Genomic DNA, 22,692 nt, shown 5'->3' on the forward strand with positions numbered 1-22,692 from the left:
TCTTCTCAGTACGCCAGCGAGCGGTCGACGGCGTCGAGCACGCGATCCAGACCCGGCAGGTATTCCTCTTCGAGGCGCGCCGGGGGGTACGGGGCGTGGTAGCCGCCGACCCGCAGCACGGGGGCCTCCAGGTGGTAGAAGCACCGCTCGGTGATCCGGGCGGCGATCTCCGCGCCGGTGCCGAGGAAGACCGGCGCCTCGTGCACCACGATCAGGCGGCGGGTCTTCTCCACCGAACCCTGCACGGTGTCGAAGTCGATCGGGGACATCGAGCGCAGGTCCACGACCTCCAGGGAGCGGCCCTCCTCGGCGGCGGCCGCGGCCGCCTCCAGGCAGACCTTCACCATCGGGCCGTACGCGACCAGGGTGGCGTCGGTGCCGGGGCGGACCACCTGGGCGCCGTGCAGCGGGGCCGGGATCGCCTCGGTGTCGACCTCGGCGCGGTCCCAGTACCGCCGCTTGGGCTCGAAGAAGATGACCGGGTCGTCGGACTGGATGGCCTGCTGCATCATCCAGTAGCCGTCGGAGGCGTTCGCGGGGGAGACCACCTTGAGGCCCGCGACATGCGCGAAGAGCGCCTCCGGGGACTCCGAGTGGTGCTCGACCGCGCCGATGCCGCCGCCGTAGGGGATGCGGATGACGACCGGCAGCTTGATCTTGCCGAGCGCGCGGGCGTGCATCTTCGCCAGCTGGGTGACGATCTGGTCGTACGCGGGGAAGACGAAACCGTCGAACTGGATCTCCACGACGGGGCGGTAGCCGCGCAGCGCCAGGCCGATCGCGGTGCCGACGATGCCGGACTCGGCGAGCGGGGTGTCGATGACCCGGTCCTCGCCGAAGTCCTTCTGGAGTCCGTCGGTGACGCGGAAGACGCCGCCGAGCTTGCCGACGTCCTCGCCCATGACGAGGACCTTCGGGTCCGTCTCCAGCGCGGTGCGCAGCGAGACGTTGATCGCCTTGGCGAGGGGGAGTTTCTCCACGGCCATGGTCACTTGCCCTCGCCTTCGGCACCGGTGTCCGCGAACGACGCCTGGTAGGCGGCGAACTGCGCACGCTCCTCGTCGACGAGCGCGTGCCCGTCGGCGTAGACGTTCTCGAAGATGGCGAGGTGGTCCGGGTCGGGCATCGACCGCACCACCTCGCGCACCCGCTTGCCCAGGGTCTCGCTCTCCTCCTCCAGCTCCGCGAAGAAGGCCTCGTCGGCGTACTTCTCGGACTCCAGGTAGGCGCGCAGCCGGGCGATCGGGTCCTTGGCCTCCCAGGACTGCCGCTCGTCGTCGTGGCGGTAGCGGGTCGGGTCGTCGGAGGTGGTGTGGGCGCCCATCCGGTAGGTGAACGCCTCGACCAGGGTGGGCCCCTCGCCGCGGCGCGCACGCTCCAGCGCCCACCGGGTCACGGCGAGGCAGGCCAGTACGTCGTTGCCGTCGACGCGGACGCCGGGGAAGCCGTAGCCCTGGGCGCGCTGGTAGAGCGGCACCCGGGTCTGCTTCTCGGTCGGCTCCGAGATCGCCCACTGGTTGTTCTGGCAGAAGAAGACGACCGGGGCGTTGTAGACCGCGGAGAAGGTGAAGGCCTCCGCGACATCGCCCTGGCTGGAGGCGCCGTCGCCGAAGTAGGCGACCACCGCGGAGTCCGCGCCGTCCTTGGCCACGCCCATCGCGTAGCCCGTGGCGTGCAGCGCCTGCGAGCCGATCACGATGGTGTACAGGTGGAAGTTGTTGCTGTTCGGGTCCCAGCCGCCGTTGTTCACACCGCGGAACATGCCGAGCAGGTTGGTGGGGTCGACCCCGCGGCACCAGGCGACGCCGTGCTCGCGGTAGGTCGGGAAGACGTAGTCGTCCTCGCGGGTGGCCCGGCCCGAGCCGATCTGCGCGGCCTCCTGGCCGAGCAGCGAGGCCCACAGGCCCAGCTCGCCCTGTCGCTGCAGCGAGGTCGCCTCCGCGTCGAAGCGGCGGGTGAGCAGCATGTCGCGGTACAGGCCGCGCAGCTCCTCGGGCGTGATGTCCTCGACGTACTGCTCGTACTCGGGCCGCTCGACCCGCTTGCCCTCGGGCGTCAGCAGCTGGACGAGGTCGGTCTCCGGCTGTGCGGCGGGCGCGGTCTTGCCTGCGGCGGCCTTCTTCGTACCGGCTGCCTTCTTCGCGGGGGCTGCCTTCTTCGCAGCGGGGGCTGCCTTCTTCGCGCTGGCGCGCTGGTTGCCACCGGTGCGGCGTGGTTTCCGCTCGGCAGTGCTCTCCACGGTCACGTGTGCTCCTCCGTCGGTCCGGCCCCCGGGATCTGCCGGGAACCGGTGTCTCCCCGGCTCCGAGAAGCAGGGAAGGGCGGCTCGCCTGCTGTCCGTCCCGCGCACGGGGTGGGTGCGGCTCGACCGGAAGCAGGCAGTGAACAGGAAATAACGCACGTTCCGGCGAGCCCTGCACAGGGCACGTTACCCAGTGCTTCGCACATCCGCGATCCCCCCTCTGACCTGCGTTTTTACTTGGATTTCCAAGTAAAATGAGGCGAGGGGACCAGCCGCTGGTCACAGCTTTGCCGTGAGCCGGAACACGCGAACGTTATCCCGGTCACCCCGGACTCGGGAAGAGTCGGCTCGTTGACGCGGTCCGGCGCCGGACGGACCCCCTGCTGCCCCGGGCCCGTCCTGTGACCCTCTCGGAACGCTCCGTTCTTGTCGTGGCGTGACTCCGTCGTTGTGTGACACTGACAGCGTGCCTGAAAACGGACCGAACATGCCAGATCAGGATATTCGCGACCCCGCCGCCGACCCCCGGGGCGGCGGTCCGATCCGGGTCTTCCTGCTCGACGACCACGAGGTGGTGCGGCGCGGCATCCACGAGCTGCTGGCCGGTGAGGGGGACATCGAGGTGATCGGCGAGGCCGGGACCGCCGCCGACGCCCGGGCCCGCATCCCGGCCGCCCGCCCCGACGTGGCCGTCCTCGACGTGCGGCTGCCCGACGGCAGCGGGGTGGAGGTCTGCCGCGAGATCCGCTCCGCGGACGAGAGCATCAAATGCCTGATGCTCACCTCCTACGCCGACGACGAGGCCCTCTTCGACGCGATCATGGCCGGGGCCAGCGGCTACGTCCTCAAGGCGATCCGCGGCAGCGAACTGCTCTCGGCGGTACGCGATGTCGCCGCCGGGAAGTCGCTGCTCGACCCGGTGGCGACCGCCCGCGTCCTGGAGCGCCTGCGAGACGGCAAGACCGGTGAGCAGGACGACCAGCTCGCCGACCTGACCGACCAGGAGCGCCGCATCCTCGCCCTGATCGGCGAGGGCATGACCAACCGCGCCATCGGCGAGCAGCTCCACCTCGCCGAGAAGACCATCAAGAACTACGTCTCCAGCCTGCTGTCCAAGCTCGGCATGCAGCGCCGCTCCCAGGCCGCCGCCTTCGTCGCGCGGCGGGAGGCGGAGAAGGGCGGACCGGGGCAGCAGGCCTGAGGGCCGGGCCCTGCTGGTGCGTCCTCACGCCCGCCGGCTTCGGGATTCGCCGCGGTGCTCCGCCTTCGTACGGCCGCGTCCGGATTGGGCTCACTCGGGACTTACGGCCCCGGAACCGGGGCCCGGGGCCTCTAAAGCCGGGCCCGGGCGGCGGGCGACATTGGTGTACATGCCCAGCCACGAACAGCGCGCGATCCACCTGCTCAGCCGCTCCGCGTACGGACGCCTGGCCGCGAGCAGGCGTGCCATGCCCTTCGTGGTCGCCGCCCGGCACATCGTGGCCGACGGCCATCTGATGCTCCGGATGCACAAGGGGCACGGCTACCACGAGGCCGTCATCGGCTCCGTGGTCGCCTACGGCGCCGACAATGTCGCGACCACCGCGCCCGGCGCGGGCCAGTGGGCGGTCCAGGTCATCGGCACCGGAGAGGCGGTCCGGCCCACGGACGAGCAGATCACCCGCTTCGGGCCCGGCCCCGGCACGGTCGACGGGGCGCCCTTCGATCCGGTCTACGTGCGGCTGACCCCGCAGTTCGTGACCACCCACTCCGCCGACGACGGCCTGGAGCGCGACTTCGCGCGGCTGGAGCAGCGGGAGCGCTCGGCCGGTTCGATCCCGGGGCCACGTCCGTCACCCGAGTCGCCGGGGGCGCACTGAACCTTTCCGGTCCAGGGCCGCTCCGCTTCAGGAGGACACGACCGCTTTGGGTCCGCCCCCGGACTGCGCGGGACCCCTCCCGCTCAGAAGCCCTCGTCGTCCTCGCCCGGGGTCTCGCCGGTGGGGAGGCCCGGGCCGCCGCCGACATTGCCGCCGTCGGTCTCGGTCGGCTCGTCGGTGGGCTCGTCCGTCGGCTCGGTCGGCTCGTCGGTGGGCTCGGTCGGCTCGGTCGGGGTCTCGTCGGTCGGCTCGTCCGTGGGTTCGGTCGGCTCGTCGGTGGGCGTGACATCGGTCTGGCCGCCGCTGTTGCCGCCGGGGTCGGTCTGCTCGTCCGTGGTCTCCTCGGTCGGCTCCTCGCTGGGCTCCGAGGTGTCCTTGCTGGGCGAGTCGGTGACCGACTGGTCGGGGTCGGGCTTCTTGCCGTTGTCGTCGCCGCTCAGCGCGAGGCCGAGGCCGACGCCCAGGCCGATCAGCGCGAGCAGCACCAGCACCCAGATCCAGGCGCGCCCGCGGCCGCCCCGGCCGGAGCCGCCGCCCTCGCGGTAGCTGCCGCCCCCGCCGTCGAAGCCGCCGTCGTCCCCGCCGATCGGGCGCAGCATGGGCTGCGGGACCGGCCGGGTGCCGTAGTCGGGGTGCTGCTGCGCGGTCGCGCCGGGGACGCCCATGGCGGGGGTGACGCCGCCCTCGTGCATGGCGACGGGCCCGGTGTTCCAGGTGCCGGTGTGGCTGCCCCGGTCGTAGAGCATCTGGAGGCCGTACTGGACGAGGCCCCGCATCTCCTCGGCGGTCTGGAAGCGGTCGTCGGGGTCCTTGGCCAGCGAGCGCATGACCAGCCCGTCCAGCTCCGGCGGGGCCTCGTCCGCGTACTCCGAGGGCGGCACCGGCACGTCCTGGACGTGCTGGTACACCACGGACAGCGGGGTCTCGCCGGTGAACGGCGGGCGCAGCGCGAGGAGTTCGTAGAGCAGGCAGCCGGTGGCGTAGAGGTCGCTGCGGTGGTCGACGGCCTTGCCGAGGGCCTGCTCGGGGGAGAGGTACTGCGGGGTGCCCATCACCATGCCGGTCTGGGTCATGGTGGACTGCGCGCCGTGCAGGGCGCGGGCGATGCCGAAGTCCATCACCTTGACCGCGCCCGAGGTGGTGATGATCACGTTCGCGGGCTTGATGTCGCGGTGCACGATGCCGTGCTGGTGCGAGTAGGCGAGCGCCTCCAGGACACCGGAGACGATGATCAGCGCCTGCTCGGGACCGGGCGCCTCGGCGTTGATCAGCAGGTCGCGGATGGTGCGGCCCTCGACCAGCTCCATCACGATGTACGGGACGGTGTTGCCCCCGACGACGTCCTCGCCGGAGTCGTAGACCGCCACCACGGCATGGTGGTTGAGCCCGGCGACCGACTGGGCCTCGCGCGTGAAGCGGGCCTTGGAGACCGGGTCCTCGGCGAGGTCCGCGCGGAGCAGCTTGACGGCGACGGTGCGGCCGAGGCGGACGTCCTCGGCGGCGAAGACCTCCGCCATGCCGCCGCGGCCGAGGCGGTGGGTCAGCCGGTACCGGCCGTCACCCACCAACCCGTTATTACCCCACAACTCGGGCGCATCGGACATTCCGCCAGTCGCTTCGGGGTCGGGCGAACCCTGAGAGCGCTGCGTCTGAGCCATCGGTCCTCGCCGTCGTCATCATCCGCGATCCGCGCGGGCGTTGCTTCACCGTCTTGGCCCGCCCACGCTACAGCCTCCGCATGACAGGCCGTCCCCCCTTGCACCGAGGCCGCCCCCACGAGGCCCGGACCGGCGCCCGCGACGGCCCGGGATGTGCCGCACCCGACACGGCTGTAACGCTTGCGCGACGCTTCTTGCCCGTACGGTCACGGAACGGGCACCGAGCTTGACGTGTCAGAGGCCTCGGGCAGACTTGGCCAGTAATCAGAGTTACCGATCACCAGCCGCGGGGCAGGAGCCACCGCCACGCGCCGATGGGGGACGCACGACATGAGTCAGGACGGCGCGCAGGGCCGCTATGCGGGGGGATCGGTCGCCGCGGGCCGCTACCAGCTCCGCAATCTGCTCGGCGAGGGCGGCATGGCCTCGGTCCACCTTGCCTACGACTCGGTGCTCGACCGGCACGTCGCCATCAAGACCCTGCACACCGAACTCGGCCGTGAACCCGCCTTCCGCGAGCGCTTCCGCCGCGAGGCCCAGTCCGTGGCCCGGCTCACCCACGCCAACATCGTCTCCGTCTTCGACACCGGCGAGGACGTGCTCGACGGCGCCACCACCCCGTACATCGTCATGGAGTACATCGAGGGCAAGCCGCTCGGCTCGGTCCTCGACGCGGACGTCGCGCAGTACGGCGCGATGCCCGCCGATCGTGCCCTGAAGATCACCGCGGATGTGCTGGCAGCGCTCGAAATCAGCCATGAGATGGGCCTGGTGCACCGGGACATCAAGCCGGGCAACGTCATGATGACCAAGCGGAACGTGGTCAAGGTGATGGACTTCGGCATCGCCCGCGCGATGCAGTCCGGGGTCACCTCGATGACGCAGACCGGCATGGTCGTCGGCACCCCGCAGTACCTCTCCCCCGAGCAGGCCCTCGGCCGCGGCGTCGACGCCCGCAGCGACCTGTACTCGGTCGGCATCATGCTCTTCCAGCTGACCACCGGGCGCCTGCCCTTCGAGGCGGACTCCCCGCTGGCCATCGCCTACGCGCACGTCCAGGAGGAGCCGGTCGCGCCCTCCTCCATCAACCGCGCGCTGCCCCCCGCGGTGGACGCCATCGTCGCCCGCGCCCTGCGCAAGAACCCCAACGAGCGCTTCCCGAGCGCCGAGTCGATGCGCGAGGAGTGCCTGCGCATCGCCCAGTCGCTGCAGCCCGCCGCCCCGAGCATCGTGCCGGGCGCGCAGACGGCGAACGGCTCCGGCGTCGGCTCGGCCGTCTTCCCGCCGGTCGACGGCACGGTCCCGCCCGGCGGCCACGTCCAGAGCCCCTACCAGCAGGGCGGCTACACCACGCCCGCGCCGACCCCGGGGTACGGCTACCCGCAGCAGGGCGGGTACCAGACCCCGGCCCCGGCCGCGTACCAGCCGCAGGGGCCGAGCACCCCGGCGCCGTACCAGATGGGCGGTCCGACCTCGATCGGCCCCGCGGGCGGCGGCAAGAAGAGCAATATGCCGGTCGTCGTCGGCTCCATCGTGGTCGCCCTGCTCGCCATCGGCGGCCTCATCACCGCGCTCGCGCTCTCCGGCGGCGGCGGTGACGGCGGCAAGGAGGAGGACTCCAAGAGCCCGGTGGCCGGTCACCGGGGGCCCAACCCGGACGAGACCGTCGACAAGACCAAGTGCACCGAGCCGCAGATCGCCGACAACGACGAGAACCGGTACCAGGTCCCCGATCTGACCTACAAGAACCTCAAGTCGGTGCAGTCCTGCCTCCAGGCGGCCGGCTGGCAGTCGGACATCACCCGGGTCGACGAGAACACCTACGGCGAGGACACCGTGATGCGGCAGTCCCCGAAGGCCGGCACCGAGTTCGACAAGAACGATCCGCCGGAGCTCCAGTTCGACGTCTCCACGGGCAACCCGGCGCAGGGCTGACCCCGGGACGGAACCTCAACAGCTCGGCAGAGAAGCCCGGGACCTCGACGGACAGGTCCCGGGCTTCTCTTGTCGGCTGAACGCCACTGCGGGTACGGGCCCGATTCCTCGTCGGCCCCCGTCGCCTGCGGGGCTGGACGCGCGGCCCTTCCCCGCCGGGCCCCGGGCTGTACGGGCCCGGCCGAGCGGCCGGGCTACAGGTAGGGCCCGCCCGAGCGTCCGGCGGCGGGGCCGAGGTGCTGGTCGTCCTCCTCGCCGCCCACACCGGGCGGCAGCGCGCGCCGCATCTGCTCCAACTGGGCGCGGGCCGCCATCTGCTGGGCGAAGAGCGTGGTCTGGATCCCGTGGAAGAGCCCCTCCAGCCAACCCACCAACTGCGCCTGCGCGATACGCAGTTCCGCGTCGCTCGGGGTGGCCTCCTCGGTGAAGGGCAGCGAGAGCCGCTCCAGCTCCTCGACCAGCTCGGGCGCGAGGCCGTCCTCCAGCTCCTTGACCGAACTGGCGTGGATCTCCTTCAGCCGCTGACGGCTCGCCTCGTCCAGCGGAGCCGCCCGCACCTCTTCGAGCAGCTGCTTGATCATGCTGCCGATGCGCATGACCTTGGCGGGCTGTTCCACCATGTCGGTCACCGGGACCTCGCGGGAGTCGTCGTCCCCACCACCGAGCGCCATCCCGTCCTGGCCCACGACCAGGACCTGGGGGTTCTCCGGCGATCTTTCGTTCCTCGGCATCTCCATGCGGCCATTGTCGCTCACCGTCCCCGCCGGGCGCCGTGCCGCCCCGGTCAGCCGCCCTCCGCGCGCCGCCGGGACCGCGGCGAGGGCTCAGTCGCGGCGCACCCGCACACCGAGAAAGCCGAGCCCCAGTCCGATCAGGACCATCCCGACGCCGAGCGGCAGCACGTCGATGAGCGGCTCGGCGGCGCCCGCGGCCGGTGTCCCGGGCACCGTGCCGTCCCGGCCCTCCCCGGGCCCCGGCGAAACGGAGCCCGCCGCCTCGTCCTCCGGCGACCGCGGGGCGGCCCCCGAGGACCGGTCGCGCGGGGACGTGTCGTGCGGAGATCGGTCGTGCGGGGACGCCGCCTCCGGGTGCCGAGCCGCGTCCTCCTCACCCCTCCCGCGCGCGGAGGCGGAGGGCGTCGCCGCGCCGGGATCCCGGGGCCCGGGGGTGGCGGAGGGCGCCGGGGAGGACTCCCCCGGGCGGGTCTCCTGACCGGAGCGGTCCGGTGCCTCACTGCGGCCGGGGCGGTCGCGCCCCTCGCCCGGGCGGCTTCCGGCGCGGGAGTTACCGGGGTGCGGCTCTCCGGGGTACGGCTCTCCGGGGCGGGGTTCCGTGAAGTGGGGTTCCGTGAAGTGGGGTTCGCCGGGGACGAGTTGGTCGGGGTGCAGTTCGCCGGGGTGGAGTTCGCCGGGTCGGGGCTCGGGGTGCAGGGCTTCCGCGGGGTCGCTCGGCTGCCGGTCCAGCAGAGCACCGGGGAGGCCGCCGAGGTGGTCGCCCGACCAGGCGGGGGCGGCGGCGGTGCCTGGTCGCAGGAGCAGGAGCGAGGGGAGGGAGGAGAGCGAGGCGAACGCGGATTCCGCGGGGTTCCGGGTGGCTGCGTCGGTACGGTTCGCGGTCGCTTCGTCCGTACGGTTCCGGGTCGCTTCGTCCGTACGGTTCCGGTCGGTGTTCTCGGTGCGGGTCCGGGGGGCGTCCTCCGTACGGTTCCGGGTCCCTGCGGGGTCGAGGCCGGGCAGCGGTGCGGGTGGGAGGGGGGCCGCCGCGGTGCGCGGTGCGGAGTGCGGTCCGGCGGGGGCGTACGGGGCCGGGCGTACCCCCGGGGCAACACCACTCGGACGAGTGAGCGGGGCGAGGTGCGGTGCCGCGGTCACGGCGGAGGGCATCGCGGTACTGGCGGCCAGGGAGTGGACGGTCAGGAAAGGGCGCGCGGTCAAGGACGTGCCGGCGGTCGGAGAGAGACCCGCTGCCGAGGAAGGGCCGGCTTCGGCCGGGGTGGGGGCCATCAGCAAGGCGGCCAGGGCGAGGGGGAGTCCGGCGGCGGGGGCGGACCGTAGTGCCGGCCCGGCCCGGAGTCGGGTCCTGGTCTTGGTCCCGGTCTCGGGCGGGCACGAGGACGTCGCGGTACGCCTGCGTGCGCCGGGCCCGCTGGGCGTACGGGGTTCGCTGTGCGTAAGGGCCTCGCTGTGCGTACGGGCCTCGCCGCGCGTGCCTAGCTGACGGCCCGACTCGAACCGGCTGCCCGTATCGAACCGGCTGCCCGTCTTGAGCTGACTGCCCGCCTTGAGCTGACTGCCCGTCTCAAGCTGGCTGTGCGTACGGAGCTGGCTGTGCCGTTCAGTCACGACGGCGGCCCCCTCAGGGTCGTACCGAAACCGCCAAGATCAACGCGGTCAGCTTCACATGAGGGGGCGGGCCCGGCATCCGGGGTGGGCCGGGCGGAGCAGCGGCCCCGGCGGCCCGGCGCCCGGCACCGGGCGACTCACGGCGCCGGGCCACTCCGGACTGGGTCAGCGGGTCAGCGGGTCAGCGGGTCAGCGGGTCAGGAGGACCTTGCCGATGTGGCTGCCGGCGTCCAGGACGCGGTGGCCCTCGGCGGCCTGGCTGAGCGGGATGCGGCGGTCGATGACCGGGCGGATCTGGCCCGCCTCGACCAGCGGCCAGACGTGCTCCCGTACCGCCGCGATGATCGCCGACTTCTCGGCGACGGGGCGGGTGCGGAGCGAGGTGGCGGTGACCGCGCCCCGCTTGGCGAGCAGGGCGCCGAGGTTGATCTCGGCCTTGGTGCCGCCCTGGAGCCCGATGATGGCGAGACGGCCGTTGCGGGCCAGCGCCTTGATGTTCCGCTCCAGGTACTTGGCGCCCATGATGTCGAGGATGACATCGGCCCCGGCACCGTCCGTGGCGGCCTTGACCTCCGCCACGAAGTCCTGCTCCCGGTAGTCGACGAGGATCTCGGCGCCGAGCGCGGCGCACTGTGCGAGCTTCTCCGCGCTGCCCGCCGTCACGGCAACCCTGGCGCCCACCGCCTTGCCGAGCTGGATGGCCATGGTGCCGATGCCGCTCGCGCCGCCGTGCACGAGCAGGGTCTCGCCGGGGCGCAGATGGGCCACCATGAAGACGTTCGACCAGACGGTGCTGGTGACCTCGGGCAGCGCGGCGGCGTCGGCGAGGTCCACCCCCGCGGGCACCGGCAGCAACTGCCCCGCCGGTACGGCCACTTGCTCCGCGTAGCCGCCGCCGGCCAGCAGTGCGCAGACCTCGTCGCCGACCGCCCAGCCCGCGACCCCGGGGCCGAGCGCGGTGATCCGGCCCGCGCATTCCAGGCCGGGATAGGGCGAGGCGCCGGGCGGCGGGTCGTAGAAGCCCTGGCGTTGCAACAGATCGGCGCGGTTCACGGCGGCGGCGGCCACCTCGATCAGCACCTCGCCCTCGCCGGGGGTCGGATCGGGGACCTCGGCCCAGACGAGCGCGTCCGGTCCGCCGGGCTCGGGAATCGTCATCGCGTACATGAGGACGACGCTACCGCCGACCCCCCGGCCGACCCGCGGTCCTCCACTGTGGCCTCCGTCGCCCTCGCTCCCGGCCGGTTCGGCGCTCCCCCGGGCTTCCGTTTCCCGCGCGTCGTCTCGGTGTCCACAGGCTGTGGACGCGGCGGGCGGTTCGCCGGGAGGTGTGGGCGGGGTCGTCAGTCGGGATTCTCTGTCCACAGGCTGTGGACAGAGAATCGGAAGAGCGGGCGACGGGGCGGCACACAGGAGGTTCCCGGGGGCGAGCTTCCGGGCGCGCCCACGACGTCACGTACGGCGTACGAGTACGGCGGGGCCCGCCCTGGGTGCTCGGCGCCCCCCACGGACGATGTCCGCGGCCCGGTCTCCGCTTCGCGGGGAGGGGAGCGGAGCCTAGTCCCGTTCGCGCGGGGCGGCCTTGATCTCCGGGTGCGGGGAGGTGGTCGAGCGGACGATGGTGATGAGGCGGTCCGTCAACTGGAGCTTGCCCACGGCCGGATCGTCGTAGCCGAGCACCCGGTGTCCGCGGACCACACTGACGACCAGATCGTCGGTCTCCCGGGGGCTGAGGCCCACCTCGGCCTTTATGGCGGGGCGTTCGATGATGTCGAGCCCGCTGCCCTGCTGGATCAGATCCTCCATCACGCGGCCCGCCTTCGGGCTGAGCACCGAGAGGCCGAGCAGACGGCCCGCCGCGCTGGCGCTGGTGATCACGGAATCCGCGCCCGACTGCCGCAACAGGGGCGCGTTCTCCTCCTCCCGTACCGCGGCGACGATCTTCGCGCCCTTGTTGAGCTGACGCGCGGTCAGGGAGACCAGGACCGCGGTGTCGTCGCGCTGGGTGGCGATGATGATCTGCCGTGCCTTGTGGACCTCGGCGCGGCGCAGCACATCGCTGCGCGTACCGTCCCCCACCACGCCCACGAAGCCCTCGGCATTGGCCGCGTCGATGACCTTGCCGCTGGGATCGACCACGACGACCTGCTCCTTCTTGAGCCCGGTCGCGCAGACGGTTCTGATCGCCGAGCGGCCCTTGGTGCCGAAGCCGACGACGACGGTGTGGTCACGCAAGGTGGACCTCCAGCGATTCAGCCGCCATTCCTCCCGGGTCCGCTCGGTGAGCACCTCAAGAGTCGTACCGACCAGGATGATCAGGAAGACCACGCGCAGCGGCGTGATCACAAGGATGTTGATCGTGCGTGCGCCGTCGCTGACCGGGGTGATGTCCCCGTAGCCCGTGGTCGAGAGCGTGACGGTCGCGTAGTAGAAGGCGTCGAGCAGATCGACGTGGTCGTCGGAGTTGTCGCCGTAGCCCGCGCGGTCGAAGTAGACGATCAGCGCGGTACCGACGAGTACCAGCAGCGCCATCAACAGCCGCTTGCTGACCTGCCGGAGCGGCCTTTCGACCACCCTGCGCGGCAACTGCACCCGCCGGGTGACGATGTGCTCGTCCGCCTCACGGGCTATGGCGTCATTGCCCGGAAGTTTCACGTGAAACACTCTCCGTCACCGAAGGCCGACCACGGAAGGTCAAGGGTCAGCAGTTCCTCACCGGCACGTCCACCGCCGGGCGGGACCACGACCATCACGTCCGCACCGGCGATGCCCCGCAGCATCGCAGGTCCGCTGAAGTGCAGTGGCACCGCCTCCCCTTCCCGCAGCACCGCGGGCACGAGCCGGGTGTCCCGCGGGTGGCCGGGCACCTCCTCGCGCAGGGCCACGGCGCCGGGCCGGGCGGCGATACGGCCGGACAGCACCCGCAGCAGGGGTTCGGCCAGCGTCAGCAGCCCCGAGACCGCGGCCAGCGGATTGCCGGGGAGCCCCACCAGGTGCCGCCCGTCGGGGAGTCGGGCGAGGAGCATCGGGTGCCCGGGCCGCACCTCGACGCCGTCCACCAGGAGCCGCGCGCCCAGTCTCCGCAGGGTCGGATGTACGTGGTCCAGGGGACCGGCGGCCGTACCGCCCGTCGTGACCAGCACCTCCGCCGTGGACTCCGCGAGCGCCGTACGCAGCGCCTCGGCATCGTCCCCGAGCCGGTGCACCGCGGTGACCTCCGCGCCGAGCGAGCGCAGCCAGGAGGGCAGCATCGGCCCCAAGGCGTCCCGGATCAGCCCCTCCCGCGGCAACCCGGAGGTGAGCAACTCGTCGCCGAGCACCAGGACTTCGACCCGCGGACGCGGCACGACCAGCAGCCCGTCGTATCCGGCGGCCGCCGCGAGCCCCAGCACCGCCGGGGTGACCACGGTGCCCAGCGGCAGCAACTGGTCCCCGGACCGGCACTCCTGACCACGCGGCCGGATGTCCTGCCCCTGGCCGCTCTCCCGGACGGCATGCAGCCGCTGCCGGGCGTCGACCTGCCCATGTTCGCTGCGCAGCACGGCAGTCGAGCCGTACGGGACCCGGGCGCCGGTCGCGATCGCCACCGCCTCGCCGTCCTCCAGGCCCTTGGGCTCCGCATGTCCGGCGAGCGCGCCCCCGGCACGCAACTGCCAGGGCCCGGGTCCCGCCACCGCCCAGCCGTCCATCGCCGAGGTGTCGAACGGCGGCAGATCCGTGAGCGCCGCCAACGGCGCCGCAAGCACCAGTCCCCCCGCCTCCGCCAAGGCCACCCGCTCCGGCGCCCGGCCTCCGGCCACCGCCCGCTCCGCGATACGGCGGGCTTGGTGCCAGGGGGTCGCGGGGTGGGGGGTCGGGGGGCTGGAGGGTGTGGGTTTCGGAGGCCGCGCGGGGCCGGGAGCAGCCGCCGTCGGCGTCCCGGGGGGCTCCTCGACCGCGTCGAAGTCGAAGACCTCCGGGCGCGCGGCCGTACGGGCGGATTCCCTTGCCGGGGGCGCCTGTTGAGCTTGGCCGTGTGTGGCTTGGTCGTATGGGGCTTGGCCGTGCGGGGCTTGGTCGTACGGGTCGTGTGGGTACTGTTCGCGGGCTCGTTCGCGTGAGGGCTGGTCGCGCCGGGCGGTCGGGCGGGGTGCCTCGTCTCGCCCGGCTGGCTCGTCCCGGGCGGGTGGCTCGGCGCGCCGGGCTTCGTCGTGCGAGGGGCCGTCCGGCGGGGTGTCGCGGCGGGCGTCCTGCCGTGCACCGCTCCGGGTCTGCGTCCGGGTCCGGGGCTCGCGGCGGGCGTCGTCCCTGACGAGCGCCAGTGCCTCCTCCGCGCCGAAGTCCTCGTCCACGGAGGGGTCCTCTCCGTTCGTCCTCCCCCGGCGGGAGGGGGTGCCGTGCGGGGCGGTCATCAGGCTTCCGGCGCGGCAGGTTGCTCCTCGGCCCAGCGCAGGGCGAGGGCCGCGGCCTTGCGCGCCGCTTCGGCGACCTCTTCGGGGCCGCCCTGCGCACGCCCCGCCGCGTACCCGACCAGGAAGGTGGTCAGCGGCGCGGCGGGGCGGGCGACGGAGTGCGCCGCGTCCCGGGCGAGGTCGAGCAGTACGGCGGTGTCGACGTCCAGGTCGACACCCAGCTCGTCCTTGACTGCGGAGATCCATTCGTCCAGCACGTGCCCATGCTCCCTGATGTGTGTACGGGCGGTGGCCAGATCCGCCCAGGTGTCGCAGTCGAACGAGGCCACGGAATCCGGCGACTCGGCCAGACGGCCGAGGACAAGCCCTTCGGTCAACCGCCGCAGCGGCAGCCCCTCCAGACCGCCGTACGCGGCGGCCATCTCGTCGAGCCGGCGCCGAAGCGCCTCGGTCTGATAGGCCCCGACCAGCGGCTGATCCCGCCCCTCGGCATCCACCAGGAGAACGGCATCCTCCTGGCCGAAGGCCTCGGTGCCCTCTCGGCGAACGGCATCCCGGGCGAGCGCTGGGGTGGCGCTCCGCGCCGCCGGGGTGGCGGCGTCCCGCGCCGCCGGGGTGGCGGCGTCCCGCGCCGCCGGGGTGGTGGCGTCCAGTTCGCGCAGGAGTCGCCGTACGACGGTTTCGTCGAGGAACGGCAGGTCGGCGGAGAGGACGAGGACGTACGGGGGCGCCGGGTCGGCCGCCGCCTCCGGGGCGGCGGACGCGAGCGGGCCCGTGGGACGCTCGACCTCGGGCCCGGGCGCGCCGCCGGGCACGCCCCGGGACGCCGCGCCACCGGGCATGCCCCCGGACGCCGTATCTCGCGCGGACGGTCCGATGCCGCCGTCCAGTGCACGCAGGCCCGCCGCCAGTGCGGCCACCGGGCCCGAGCCGGGTGGTTCCTCGCGGGTCCAGCGCACCGGGCGGACCGTGGCGCGCGGGGCCGCGACGACGACGGTGCGCTCCGCTGCGGCGCAGGCCGTGAGGACCCGGTCGAGGAGGCGGCGCCCCCCGACGCGGAGCCCCGGCTTGTCGGCGCCGCCCAGCCGCCGCGCCCCGCCGCCCGCGAGGACCACGGCGTCGAAGCGCGGGGTGGGTGCCCCGGAGGCGGAAGCGCCCGTGCCCCGAGTAGCGGAAACGCTCATGCCCCGAGTATGGGCGCTTCCGGCGGCCGTCACGCGGCCGGAAGCGCCGCTCGCGGCGGGGTCTGCGTCACAGTGTCCGCAGCAGCACCGCCGGCTGTTCCACGCAGTCCGCCACATACCGCAGGAAGCCGCCCGCCGTACCGCCGTCGCAGACCCGGTGGTCGAAGGTGAGCGCGAGCTGCACCACCTTGCGGACCGCCAACTCGCCCTGGTGCACCCAGGGTTTGTCGACGATGCGCCCGACGCCGAGCATCGCGGCCTCGGGGTGGTTGAGGATCGGCGTGGAACCGTCGACCCCGAACACCCCGTAGTTGTTCAGGGTGAAGGTCCCGCCGGTCAGCTCGGCCGGGCTGAGGTTCCCGGCCCGCGCCGTCTCGGTCAGCCGGGCGAACTCCGCGCTGAGCGACTCCGCGTCCCTGGCCTGCGCGTCCCGGACCACCGGCACCACCAGACCGCGCGGGGTCTGCGCGGCGAAGCCCAGGTGCACCTGGTCCAGGCGCACGATCTCCCGCGCCTCGGTGTCGACGGTCGCGTTCAGCTCCGGGAAGCGGGCCAGCGCCGCCGTGCAGATCCGGGCGAGCAGGGCGATGACCGAGATCTTCGGCCCGCCCGCGGCGTTCATGTCCGTACGGGCCCGCATCAGCAGGGTGGCGTCGGCGTCGACCCAGCAGGTGGCGTCCGGTATCTCGCGGCGGCTGCGCGACAGCTTGTCGGCGACCGCCCCGCGCACGCCCCGCAGCGGGATCCGGGCACCGGCCGCCGCCGAGCCCGCGAGGGGGTTGCTGCGCACCGACTCGGTACCGGGCTGGAGCGAGGCGGCTCCGGCCGCCAGCTGGGCGGCCTCGGGTGCCGCTGCCGCCGAGGTCTGTCCGGCCGGGCGCGCGGTGCCCTGGTCGGCGGGGGTCGCGGCCCCCGCGGCGCGGATCGCGTTCTCGACGTCTCCGCGCAGGATGAGCCCCTCCGGCCCGGAGCCCGGCAACTCCCTGAGGTCCAGGCCGTGTTCCCGCGCCAGCCGCCGCACCAGCGGGGAGATCACCGGGACCGGTCCGTCGCCGTGCACCGAGGTGGTCCCCGCGGCCCCGGCCGGGGCGGAGGACGGGGACGGGAGCGCGGACCCGGCCGCGGCGGGTGCCGGATGGGCGCGGGTGGCGCCCGCGGTGCCGGCCGCCCCGTGGGAGGAGCTTCCGGCCGCCCCGCGAGGGGAGCTTCCGTCCGCCGGGGTGGGGGCCGCGTCCGCCGACGGGGCGGGCGCGGCGCCGAAGCCCTGTGCGGGGCGCACCCTGCGCCGCCGGGCGGGGGCGGCGCCGGTGCCGTAGCCGACGAGTACGTTGCCGGAGGACTCGGCGGAGCCCGAGCCCGGCGCGGAGGCCGGGGAGGAGCCCGTGGAGGTCCCCGCGGCGGCGCCCCGGCCCGTACCGGTGCCCGCGGCGGGCTCGGCGCCGGGTGCCGCGCCGGTGGCGTCCAGGGTGGGCGCCCCCGGTTCCTTACCGCCGACCGCGACCGTCAACAGGGGTGCTCCCACCGGGAGTTCGGTGCCCTCCTCGCCGAAGCGGGCGGTGACGACGCCGCCGTAGGGGCAGGGCACCTCGACCATCGCCTTGGCCGTCTCGACCTCGACCACGGGCTGGTCGATGGCGACGACATCGCCCACCTGCACCATCCAGCGGACGATCTCGGCCTCGGTCAGCCCCTCGCCGAGATCGGGCAGCTTGAATTCGAGCACCTGCGCCATCAGCCCTCCGCCTCCCATTGCAGCCGCGCGACCGCGTCCAGGATGCGGTCCACACCCGGCAGATGGTGCCGCTCCAGCATGGGCGGCGGATAGGGGATGTCGAAGCCGGTCACCCGCAGCACCGGGGCCTCCAGATGGTGGAAGCAGCGCTCGGTGACCCGCGCGGCGATCTCCCCGCCGGGACCGCCGAAGCCGGTGGCCTCGTGCACCACCACGGCCCGGCCGGTACGCCGTACCGAGGCGCACACCGTCTCGTCGTCGAAGGGCACCAGGGACCGCAGGTCGACGACCTCCAGGTCCCAGCCCTCGGCCCGGGCCGCCTCCGCGGCCTCCAGGCACACCGGCAGCGAGGGGCCGTAGGTGAGCAGGGTGGCGCTGCGGCCGGTGCGGCGGACCACCGCGCGGCCGATCGGCTCGACCTCGCCGGGGGTCTCCGGATTCCACGCCGACTTGGACCAGTAGAGCCGCTTGGGCTCCATGAAGACCACGGGGTCGTCGGAGGCGATGGCGGCGCGCAGCAGCCCGTAGGCGTCCTCGACGGTGGCCGGGGTGACCACGTGCAGTCCGGGGGTGGCCACGTAGTACGCCTCGGAGGAGTCGCTGTGGTGCTCGACGCCGCCGATGCCGCCGCCGTACGGGACGCGCACGGTGATCGGCAGCGACATGGCGCCCCTGGTGCGGTTGCGCCAGCGCGAGACATGGGAGACGAGCTGCTCGAAGGAGGGGTAGGCGAAGGCGTCGAACTGCATCTCGACGACGGGCCGCAGCCCGTACATCGCCATGCCGACGGCGGTGCCCAGGATGCCCGCCTCGGCGAGCGGGGTGTCGGTGCAGCGGTCCTCGCCGAACTCCTTGGCGAGCCCGTCGGTGATACGGAAGACACCGCCGAGGGTGCCGACGTCCTCCCCCATCACATGGACGGTGGGGTCCTCTGCCATGGCGTCCCGCAGCGCGCGGCCGAGGGCCTGCGCCATGGTCGCCGGTTTCGCGGCAGCGGTGGTCATCGTCCGGTCCCTCCCGGCTCGTCGTGCTGCTGGTCCTCCGCCGCCGCGTCCAGCTCGGCGCGCAACTGGGCCGCCTGCTCCCGCAGTTGGCCGGTCTGCTCGGCGAAGACGTGCTGGAAGAGATCCATCGGATCGAGGACCGGGTCGGCGTTCATCCGGGCGCGCAGCTCGGCGGCCATCGTCTCGGCCGCGTCCTTGGCGGCCTGCCTGCCCTCGTCGTCCAGCAGCCCGCGCTCGGTCAACTCCCGCTCCAGGAGGGCGATCGGGTCGTGCTCGCGCCAGACCTCCACCTCGTCCTCCTCGCGGTAGCGGGTGGCGTCGTCGGCGTTGGTGTGCGCCTCGATGCGGTAGGTCAGCGCCTCGACCAGGGTGGGGCCGCCGCCGGAGCGCGCCCGCCGGACGGCCTCGGTGAGGACCTCGTGGACCGCGGCGACGTCGTTGCCGTCGACGAGGCGGCCCGGCATTCCGTACCCCACGCCCTTGTGGGCCAGCGAGGGCGCCGCGGTCTGCTTCTCCAGCGGTACGGAGATCGCGAAGCCGTTGTTCTGCACCAGGAAGACCACCGGGGCCTGCCAGACGGCGGCGAAGTTCAGCGCCTCGTGGAAGTCGCCCTCGCTGGTGCCACCGTCGCCGACCATGGCGAGGGCCACCACGTCGTCGCCGCGCAGCCGCGCCGCGTGCGCGAGTCCGACGGCGTGCGGCAGCTGGGTGGCCAGCGGGGTGCTCAGCGGCGCGATGCGGTGCTCGCGGGGGTCGTAACCGGTGTGCCAGTCGCCGCGCAGCAGGGTGAGGGCCTCGACCGGGTCGAGGCCGCGGGCCACCGCCGCGAGGGTGTCGCGGTAGCTGGGGAAGAGCCAGTCCTGTTCCTCCAGGACGTCCGCCGCGGCGATCTCGCAGGCCTCCTGGCCGGTCGTCGAGGGGTACACGGCGAGGCGGCCCTGCTTGGTCAGGGCGGTGGCCTGCGCGTTGTAGCGGCGGCCGCGCACCAGCTGGGCGTACAGGCGCCGCAGCAGCGCGGGGTCGGCCTTGCGCGCGGCCTCGGTGCCGAGCACCCGGTAGGGCTCCGCCTCGGGGAGCAGCGGGCCGGGGTCGGTACGTGGCTGCCAGGCGGGCGGCGGGGTGGGCCGATAAGCGCCCCGCTGCTCGAGAACCGTCGGGCTGTTCCTCTTCACCGCGTGCACCTCCTCGTGAGGATCGCTTCGTGGGGGACCGGATCCGGGGCGCAACGGGCTGTGATGCGCCTCACCAACCGATTGTTCGGTCAGCGGCACATTTTGGCTACAGGCGCCTCAAGGCTGTGGACAATCGGTTCTGCACAACCTGAGATGAATGCAGTACGTCCATGGTAAGGAGGCGAGAGGACATGGCATCTGAACGAATGGCCGAGGGGGAACCCGTCCGCGACGAGCCTCCGCCCCCGCCGCAGACGCCCGAACCGTGGATTCCGCCCCGCCCGCTGGACGCCGTCGACCGCCAGATCCTGCACATGCTCCGCGCCGACGGCCGCGCCTCCGTCCGCTCGGTGGCCGAACGCGTCCATGTCTCCCGCGCCAACGCCTACGCCCGCATCAACCGCCTGGTCGAGGACGGGGTGATCCGGGGCTTCGCCGCCCGCGTCGACCACGAGCGCGCGGGGCAGGGGACCTCGGCGTACATCACCCTGAAGATCGTGCAGAACTCCTGGCGCACCGTCCGCGAGCAGCTGCGCGAACTCCCCGGCGCCTCCCATATCGCCCTGGTCAGCGGCGACTTCGACGTCCTCCTGATGGTGCACACGCCCGACAACAGGACCCTGCGCGAACTCGTCCTCACCCGCCTCCAGTCCATCCCGGAGGTACTGAGCACCCGGACGCTGCTGGTCTTCGAGGAGGAGGACCTGGAGCCGGGGGTGTGAGGGGCGGGTGTGTCTCGGGTGGCGGGAAACAGGTGCTGGGGGATGGGTGGCCGGCGAGTGGCGAGTGACGCTAGGTGACAAGTGACGGGTAACAGATGACGGATGACAGATATCACTATCTGTCATCCGTCATCTGTTACCTGACAGCCGTCAGCCCTCAGCCGTCAGCTCCCAGCCGTCGCCTGCGGCACGCCAAGCGCCCCGCTCTCCACTTCGGCCACGACTACAACGACGGCAACGAACCCCACCAGCCCCCAACTCCTGGCCCAGGCCCAGGCCCCCGCCCTACCCCCGCACCCCCGAGAACACCACCCGCACCACCGCGTCCGCGAGTTCCCGCTCGGCCAGTGGGCCGCCGCCGGGGCGGTACCACTCCACGATCGAGTTGATCATCCCGGAGACCAGCAGGGCCGCCAGGCGTACGCCGACGTCGGTGCGGACCTGGTTCTCGGCGGCGGCCGCGCGGAGCAGTTCCGCGATCCGGTGGTCGAACTCGCGGCGGCGCTCCAGCGCCCAGCGCTCGGTGTCGGTGTTCCCGCGGACCCGCAGCAGCAGCGTCACATAGGGGAGTTCGGCGATGAGGACCTCGACCATGCGCCGCGTCACGTACTCGAGGCGCCGCACCGGGGTGCCGCCGAGGGCCGCCTCCTCGGAGAGGATGCCGAAGAGCCCGTCGAGGGCGCGGCTCACGGCCCGGCGCAGCAGTTCCTCCTTGCCCGAGACATGGTGGTAGATCGAGGACTTGGAGATCCCGGCGGCCTTGGAGAGGTGCTCCATCGAGGTGCCGTCGTAACCGCGTTCGTTGAAGACGGTCACCGCGACCGCGAGCAGCGAGTCCGGCGTGTAGGTGTCCCGCTTGGCGCCGGTCATGGGGCGGACTCCCGGTTCTCGGAGGCGTAGGCGTGCCGGTAGAGGGCGAGGGAGGGGGCGTACCGGCCGCTGGTGTCCCGCATGTGCAGGTCGTCGAGGAGGGAGTGGGCCCAGGTGCGGCCGAGGGTGCGGCTCCAGGCGAAGGGCCCCGCCGGGTAGTTGACGCCGAGGCGCATCGCGGTGTCGATGTCCTCCTCGGTGGCCACGCCCTTGGCGACGGCGTCGTGGGCGAGGTCGATGAGGCGGGCGACGGTGCGCGCGACGATCATGCCGGGTACGTCGCCGAGGAGGCTGACCTTCTTGCCGAGCGCCTGGAAGAGGCCGACGGCCTCGGCGACGGTGCGCGGGCTGGTGTCCTGGGAGGCGGAGAGGGCGATGCGGGTGGCGCTGCGGTAGTCGAAGGCGAGGTCGAAGTAGACGACATCGCGGAATTCGACGGAGGTCTGCCCGTCGGCCAGGGCGAGTTGGCCGCCGCCGGGCAGCACGAGCCGGGTGCCGTGGTCCTCTTCCTCCTCGCGTACGGGGATGCCCGCCGCCTTGATGAGCCCGAGGAGGCCGGCGGCCGGGCCGAGGTCGCCCTCGACGACGAGATGGGCGGGCGGATCGGCGGGTTCGGCGGTGTGCGGTTCGGGCTGCTCGGCGTCCTCCCCGTAGCCGTACCAGCCCTGGCCGGTCTTGCGGCCGAGCCGGCCGGACTCCACGAGGCGCTGCTGGGCGAGCGAGGGCGTGAACTTCACGTCGTGGAAGAAGGAGTGCCAGACGGAACGGGTGACGGACTCGTTGACGTCCTGGCCGATCAGGTCGGTCAGTTCGAAGGCGCCCATCCGGAATCCGCCGGACTCGCGCAGCACCGCGTCGATGGTGGCCGGGTCGGCGCCCTGGCCCTCGTAGACCGCGAAGGCCTCGGCGTAGAACGGCCTGGCGATCCGGTTGACGATGAATCCGGGGGTGTCCGCGCAGGCCACCGGGGTCTTGCCCCAGGCGCGGGCCAGCTCGTACGCGCGGGTCGCCGAGGTGACGTCGGTGGCGAAACCGGAGACCACCTCGACCAGCGGGAGCAGCGGCGCGGGGTTGAAGAAGTGCAGGCCGACGAACCGGCCCGGCTGCCGCAGCGCGCCGCCGATCGCGGTGACCGAGAGCGAGGAGGTGTTGGTGGCGAGCAGGCAGTCGGGGGCGACGACTTCTTCGAGGGCGCCGAACAACTCCTGCTTGACGGCGAGGTCTTCGCGTACGGCCTCGACGACGAGCACGGCGTCGGCGAACTCCGCGAGTTCGGCGGCGGGACGCAGCCGGGCGAGCGCGGACTCGCGGTCGGCGGCGCTCATCCGGCCCTTGTCCACGAGCCGCGCCAGGCGCGCCGCGATCGCCTCCGCCGCCGCCTCGGCCATGCCGGGCGCGGCGTCGTACAGCCGCACGGTGTGCCCGGCGACCAGCGCGACCTGGGCGATGCCCTGGCCCATGGTGCCGGTGCCGACGACGCCCACGGTGTCGCCCGCACCGGGGGTCTCGGGGCCTTCGGGACTGCTGGGGTCGACTGCTGTCATGCTCGCGATCCTCCCGCACGGGGTTTTCCACAGGTTC

The 22,692-nt window shown here is 73.1% G+C and carries 18 protein-coding genes; 4 read left to right on the top strand and 14 right to left on the bottom strand.

What is annotated here, in order from left to right:
- Nucleotides 1-5 precede the first annotated feature (5 nt).
- Both HFV08_RS07290 and pdhA (HFV08_RS07295) read right to left on the bottom strand, forming a co-directional pair.
- Nucleotides 6-986, bottom strand: coding sequence for an alpha-ketoacid dehydrogenase subunit beta (locus tag HFV08_RS07290; protein ID WP_168537211.1), 981 nt, complete (start codon nucleotides 984-986; stop codon nucleotides 6-8).
- 2 nt (nucleotides 987-988) lie between these two features.
- A complete protein-coding gene (gene pdhA / locus HFV08_RS07295) occupies nucleotides 989-2,245 on the bottom strand; it encodes a pyruvate dehydrogenase (acetyl-transferring) E1 component subunit alpha (protein WP_168536989.1) in 1,257 nt (418 codons plus the stop codon).
- Nucleotides 2,246-2,729: 484 nt separating this feature from the next.
- On the opposite strand from pdhA (HFV08_RS07295), the gene HFV08_RS07300 reads away from it, so the two are divergent.
- Both HFV08_RS07300 and HFV08_RS07305 read left to right on the top strand, forming a co-directional pair.
- Nucleotides 2,730-3,443 carry a response regulator gene (locus HFV08_RS07300; protein ID WP_168536991.1) on the top strand — a complete coding sequence of 238 codons (714 nt, stop codon included), beginning with the start codon at nucleotides 2,730-2,732 and terminating at the stop codon, nucleotides 3,441-3,443.
- A 169-nt stretch (nucleotides 3,444-3,612) separates the two neighbouring features.
- Nucleotides 3,613-4,101: a pyridoxamine 5'-phosphate oxidase family protein gene (locus tag HFV08_RS07305; protein ID WP_063778657.1), complete on the top strand. Its 489-nt coding sequence runs from the start codon at nucleotides 3,613-3,615 to the stop codon at nucleotides 4,099-4,101.
- A gap of 83 nt (nucleotides 4,102-4,184) precedes the next feature.
- Here HFV08_RS07305 and HFV08_RS07310 read toward each other — a convergent pair whose 3' ends face one another.
- Nucleotides 4,185-5,759 carry a protein kinase domain-containing protein gene (locus HFV08_RS07310; RefSeq protein ID WP_168536993.1) on the bottom strand — a complete coding sequence of 525 codons (1,575 nt, stop codon included), beginning with the start codon at nucleotides 5,757-5,759 and terminating at the stop codon, nucleotides 4,185-4,187.
- Nucleotides 5,760-6,089: 330 nt separating this feature from the next.
- Here HFV08_RS07310 and HFV08_RS07315 point away from each other — a divergent pair, with 330 nt between their 5' ends.
- Nucleotides 6,090-7,694, top strand: a complete 1,605-nt coding sequence (locus HFV08_RS07315) for a protein kinase domain-containing protein (protein ID WP_168536995.1) — start codon at nucleotides 6,090-6,092, stop codon at nucleotides 7,692-7,694.
- A 194-nt stretch (nucleotides 7,695-7,888) separates the two neighbouring features.
- Here HFV08_RS07315 and HFV08_RS07320 read toward each other — a convergent pair whose 3' ends face one another.
- The 9 genes from HFV08_RS07320 to pdhA (HFV08_RS07355) all read right to left on the bottom strand — a co-directional run bounded on the left by HFV08_RS07320 (nucleotide 7,889) and on the right by pdhA (HFV08_RS07355) (nucleotide 19,519).
- Entirely contained in the window at nucleotides 7,889-8,431 is a 543-nt protein-coding gene (locus HFV08_RS07320) for a bacterial proteasome activator family protein (protein ID WP_168536997.1), read from the bottom strand.
- Nucleotides 8,432-8,518: 87 nt separating this feature from the next.
- A complete protein-coding gene (locus HFV08_RS32075; RefSeq protein WP_281373437.1) occupies nucleotides 8,519-8,641 on the bottom strand; it encodes a hypothetical protein in 123 nt (40 codons plus the stop codon).
- Between the two features lie 1,584 nt (nucleotides 8,642-10,225).
- Nucleotides 10,226-11,203: an NAD(P)H-quinone oxidoreductase gene (locus tag HFV08_RS07325; protein WP_168536999.1), complete on the bottom strand. Its 978-nt coding sequence runs from the start codon at nucleotides 11,201-11,203 to the stop codon at nucleotides 10,226-10,228.
- A 390-nt stretch (nucleotides 11,204-11,593) separates the two neighbouring features.
- A complete protein-coding gene (locus HFV08_RS07330; RefSeq protein ID WP_040251063.1) occupies nucleotides 11,594-12,691 on the bottom strand; it encodes a potassium channel family protein in 1,098 nt (365 codons plus the stop codon).
- Nucleotides 12,688-14,337: a molybdopterin molybdotransferase MoeA gene (locus HFV08_RS07335; RefSeq protein ID WP_446696844.1), complete on the bottom strand. Its 1,650-nt coding sequence runs from the start codon at nucleotides 14,335-14,337 to the stop codon at nucleotides 12,688-12,690. Before HFV08_RS07335 ends, HFV08_RS07330 begins: the two co-directional genes overlap by 4 nt.
- Before the next feature lie 89 nt (nucleotides 14,338-14,426).
- Nucleotides 14,427-15,611, bottom strand: coding sequence for a DUF6457 domain-containing protein (locus HFV08_RS07340; protein ID WP_168537003.1), 1,185 nt, complete (start codon nucleotides 15,609-15,611; stop codon nucleotides 14,427-14,429).
- 67 nt (nucleotides 15,612-15,678) lie between these two features.
- The gene (locus HFV08_RS07345) at nucleotides 15,679-17,343 is read right to left on the bottom strand and encodes a dihydrolipoamide acetyltransferase family protein (protein ID WP_246341563.1); all 1,665 of its coding nucleotides are present in this window, start codon (nucleotides 17,341-17,343) and stop codon (nucleotides 15,679-15,681) included.
- Nucleotides 17,343-18,347, bottom strand: coding sequence for an alpha-ketoacid dehydrogenase subunit beta (locus tag HFV08_RS07350; protein WP_168537007.1), 1,005 nt, complete (start codon nucleotides 18,345-18,347; stop codon nucleotides 17,343-17,345). Before HFV08_RS07350 ends, HFV08_RS07345 begins: the two co-directional genes overlap by 1 nt.
- A complete protein-coding gene (gene pdhA, locus HFV08_RS07355) occupies nucleotides 18,344-19,519 on the bottom strand; it encodes a pyruvate dehydrogenase (acetyl-transferring) E1 component subunit alpha (protein WP_312885455.1) in 1,176 nt (391 codons plus the stop codon). Before pdhA (HFV08_RS07355) ends, HFV08_RS07350 begins: the two co-directional genes overlap by 4 nt.
- 206 nt (nucleotides 19,520-19,725) lie before the next feature.
- Between pdhA (HFV08_RS07355) and HFV08_RS07360 the strand changes: the two genes are divergently transcribed.
- Nucleotides 19,726-20,241, top strand: a complete 516-nt coding sequence (locus HFV08_RS07360) for an Lrp/AsnC family transcriptional regulator (RefSeq protein WP_376770578.1) — start codon at nucleotides 19,726-19,728, stop codon at nucleotides 20,239-20,241.
- A 285-nt stretch (nucleotides 20,242-20,526) separates the two neighbouring features.
- Here the strand turns inward: HFV08_RS07360 and HFV08_RS07365 are convergent, their stop codons facing one another.
- Nucleotides 20,527-21,111 (bottom strand): TetR/AcrR family transcriptional regulator, encoded by a 585-nt coding sequence (locus HFV08_RS07365; protein WP_168537011.1) that lies wholly within the window; start codon nucleotides 21,109-21,111, stop codon nucleotides 20,527-20,529.
- Complete coding sequence (locus HFV08_RS07370; RefSeq protein ID WP_168537013.1) at nucleotides 21,108-22,655, bottom strand: 3-hydroxyacyl-CoA dehydrogenase; 1,548 nt, start codon at nucleotides 22,653-22,655, stop codon at nucleotides 21,108-21,110. The genes HFV08_RS07365 and HFV08_RS07370 overlap by 4 nt, the downstream gene beginning before the upstream one ends.
- Nucleotides 22,656-22,692: the final 37 nt, after the last annotated feature.

This window comes from Streptomyces physcomitrii, from assembly GCF_012273655.1.
GTDB lineage: Bacteria > Actinomycetota > Actinomycetes > Streptomycetales > Streptomycetaceae > Streptomyces > Streptomyces physcomitrii.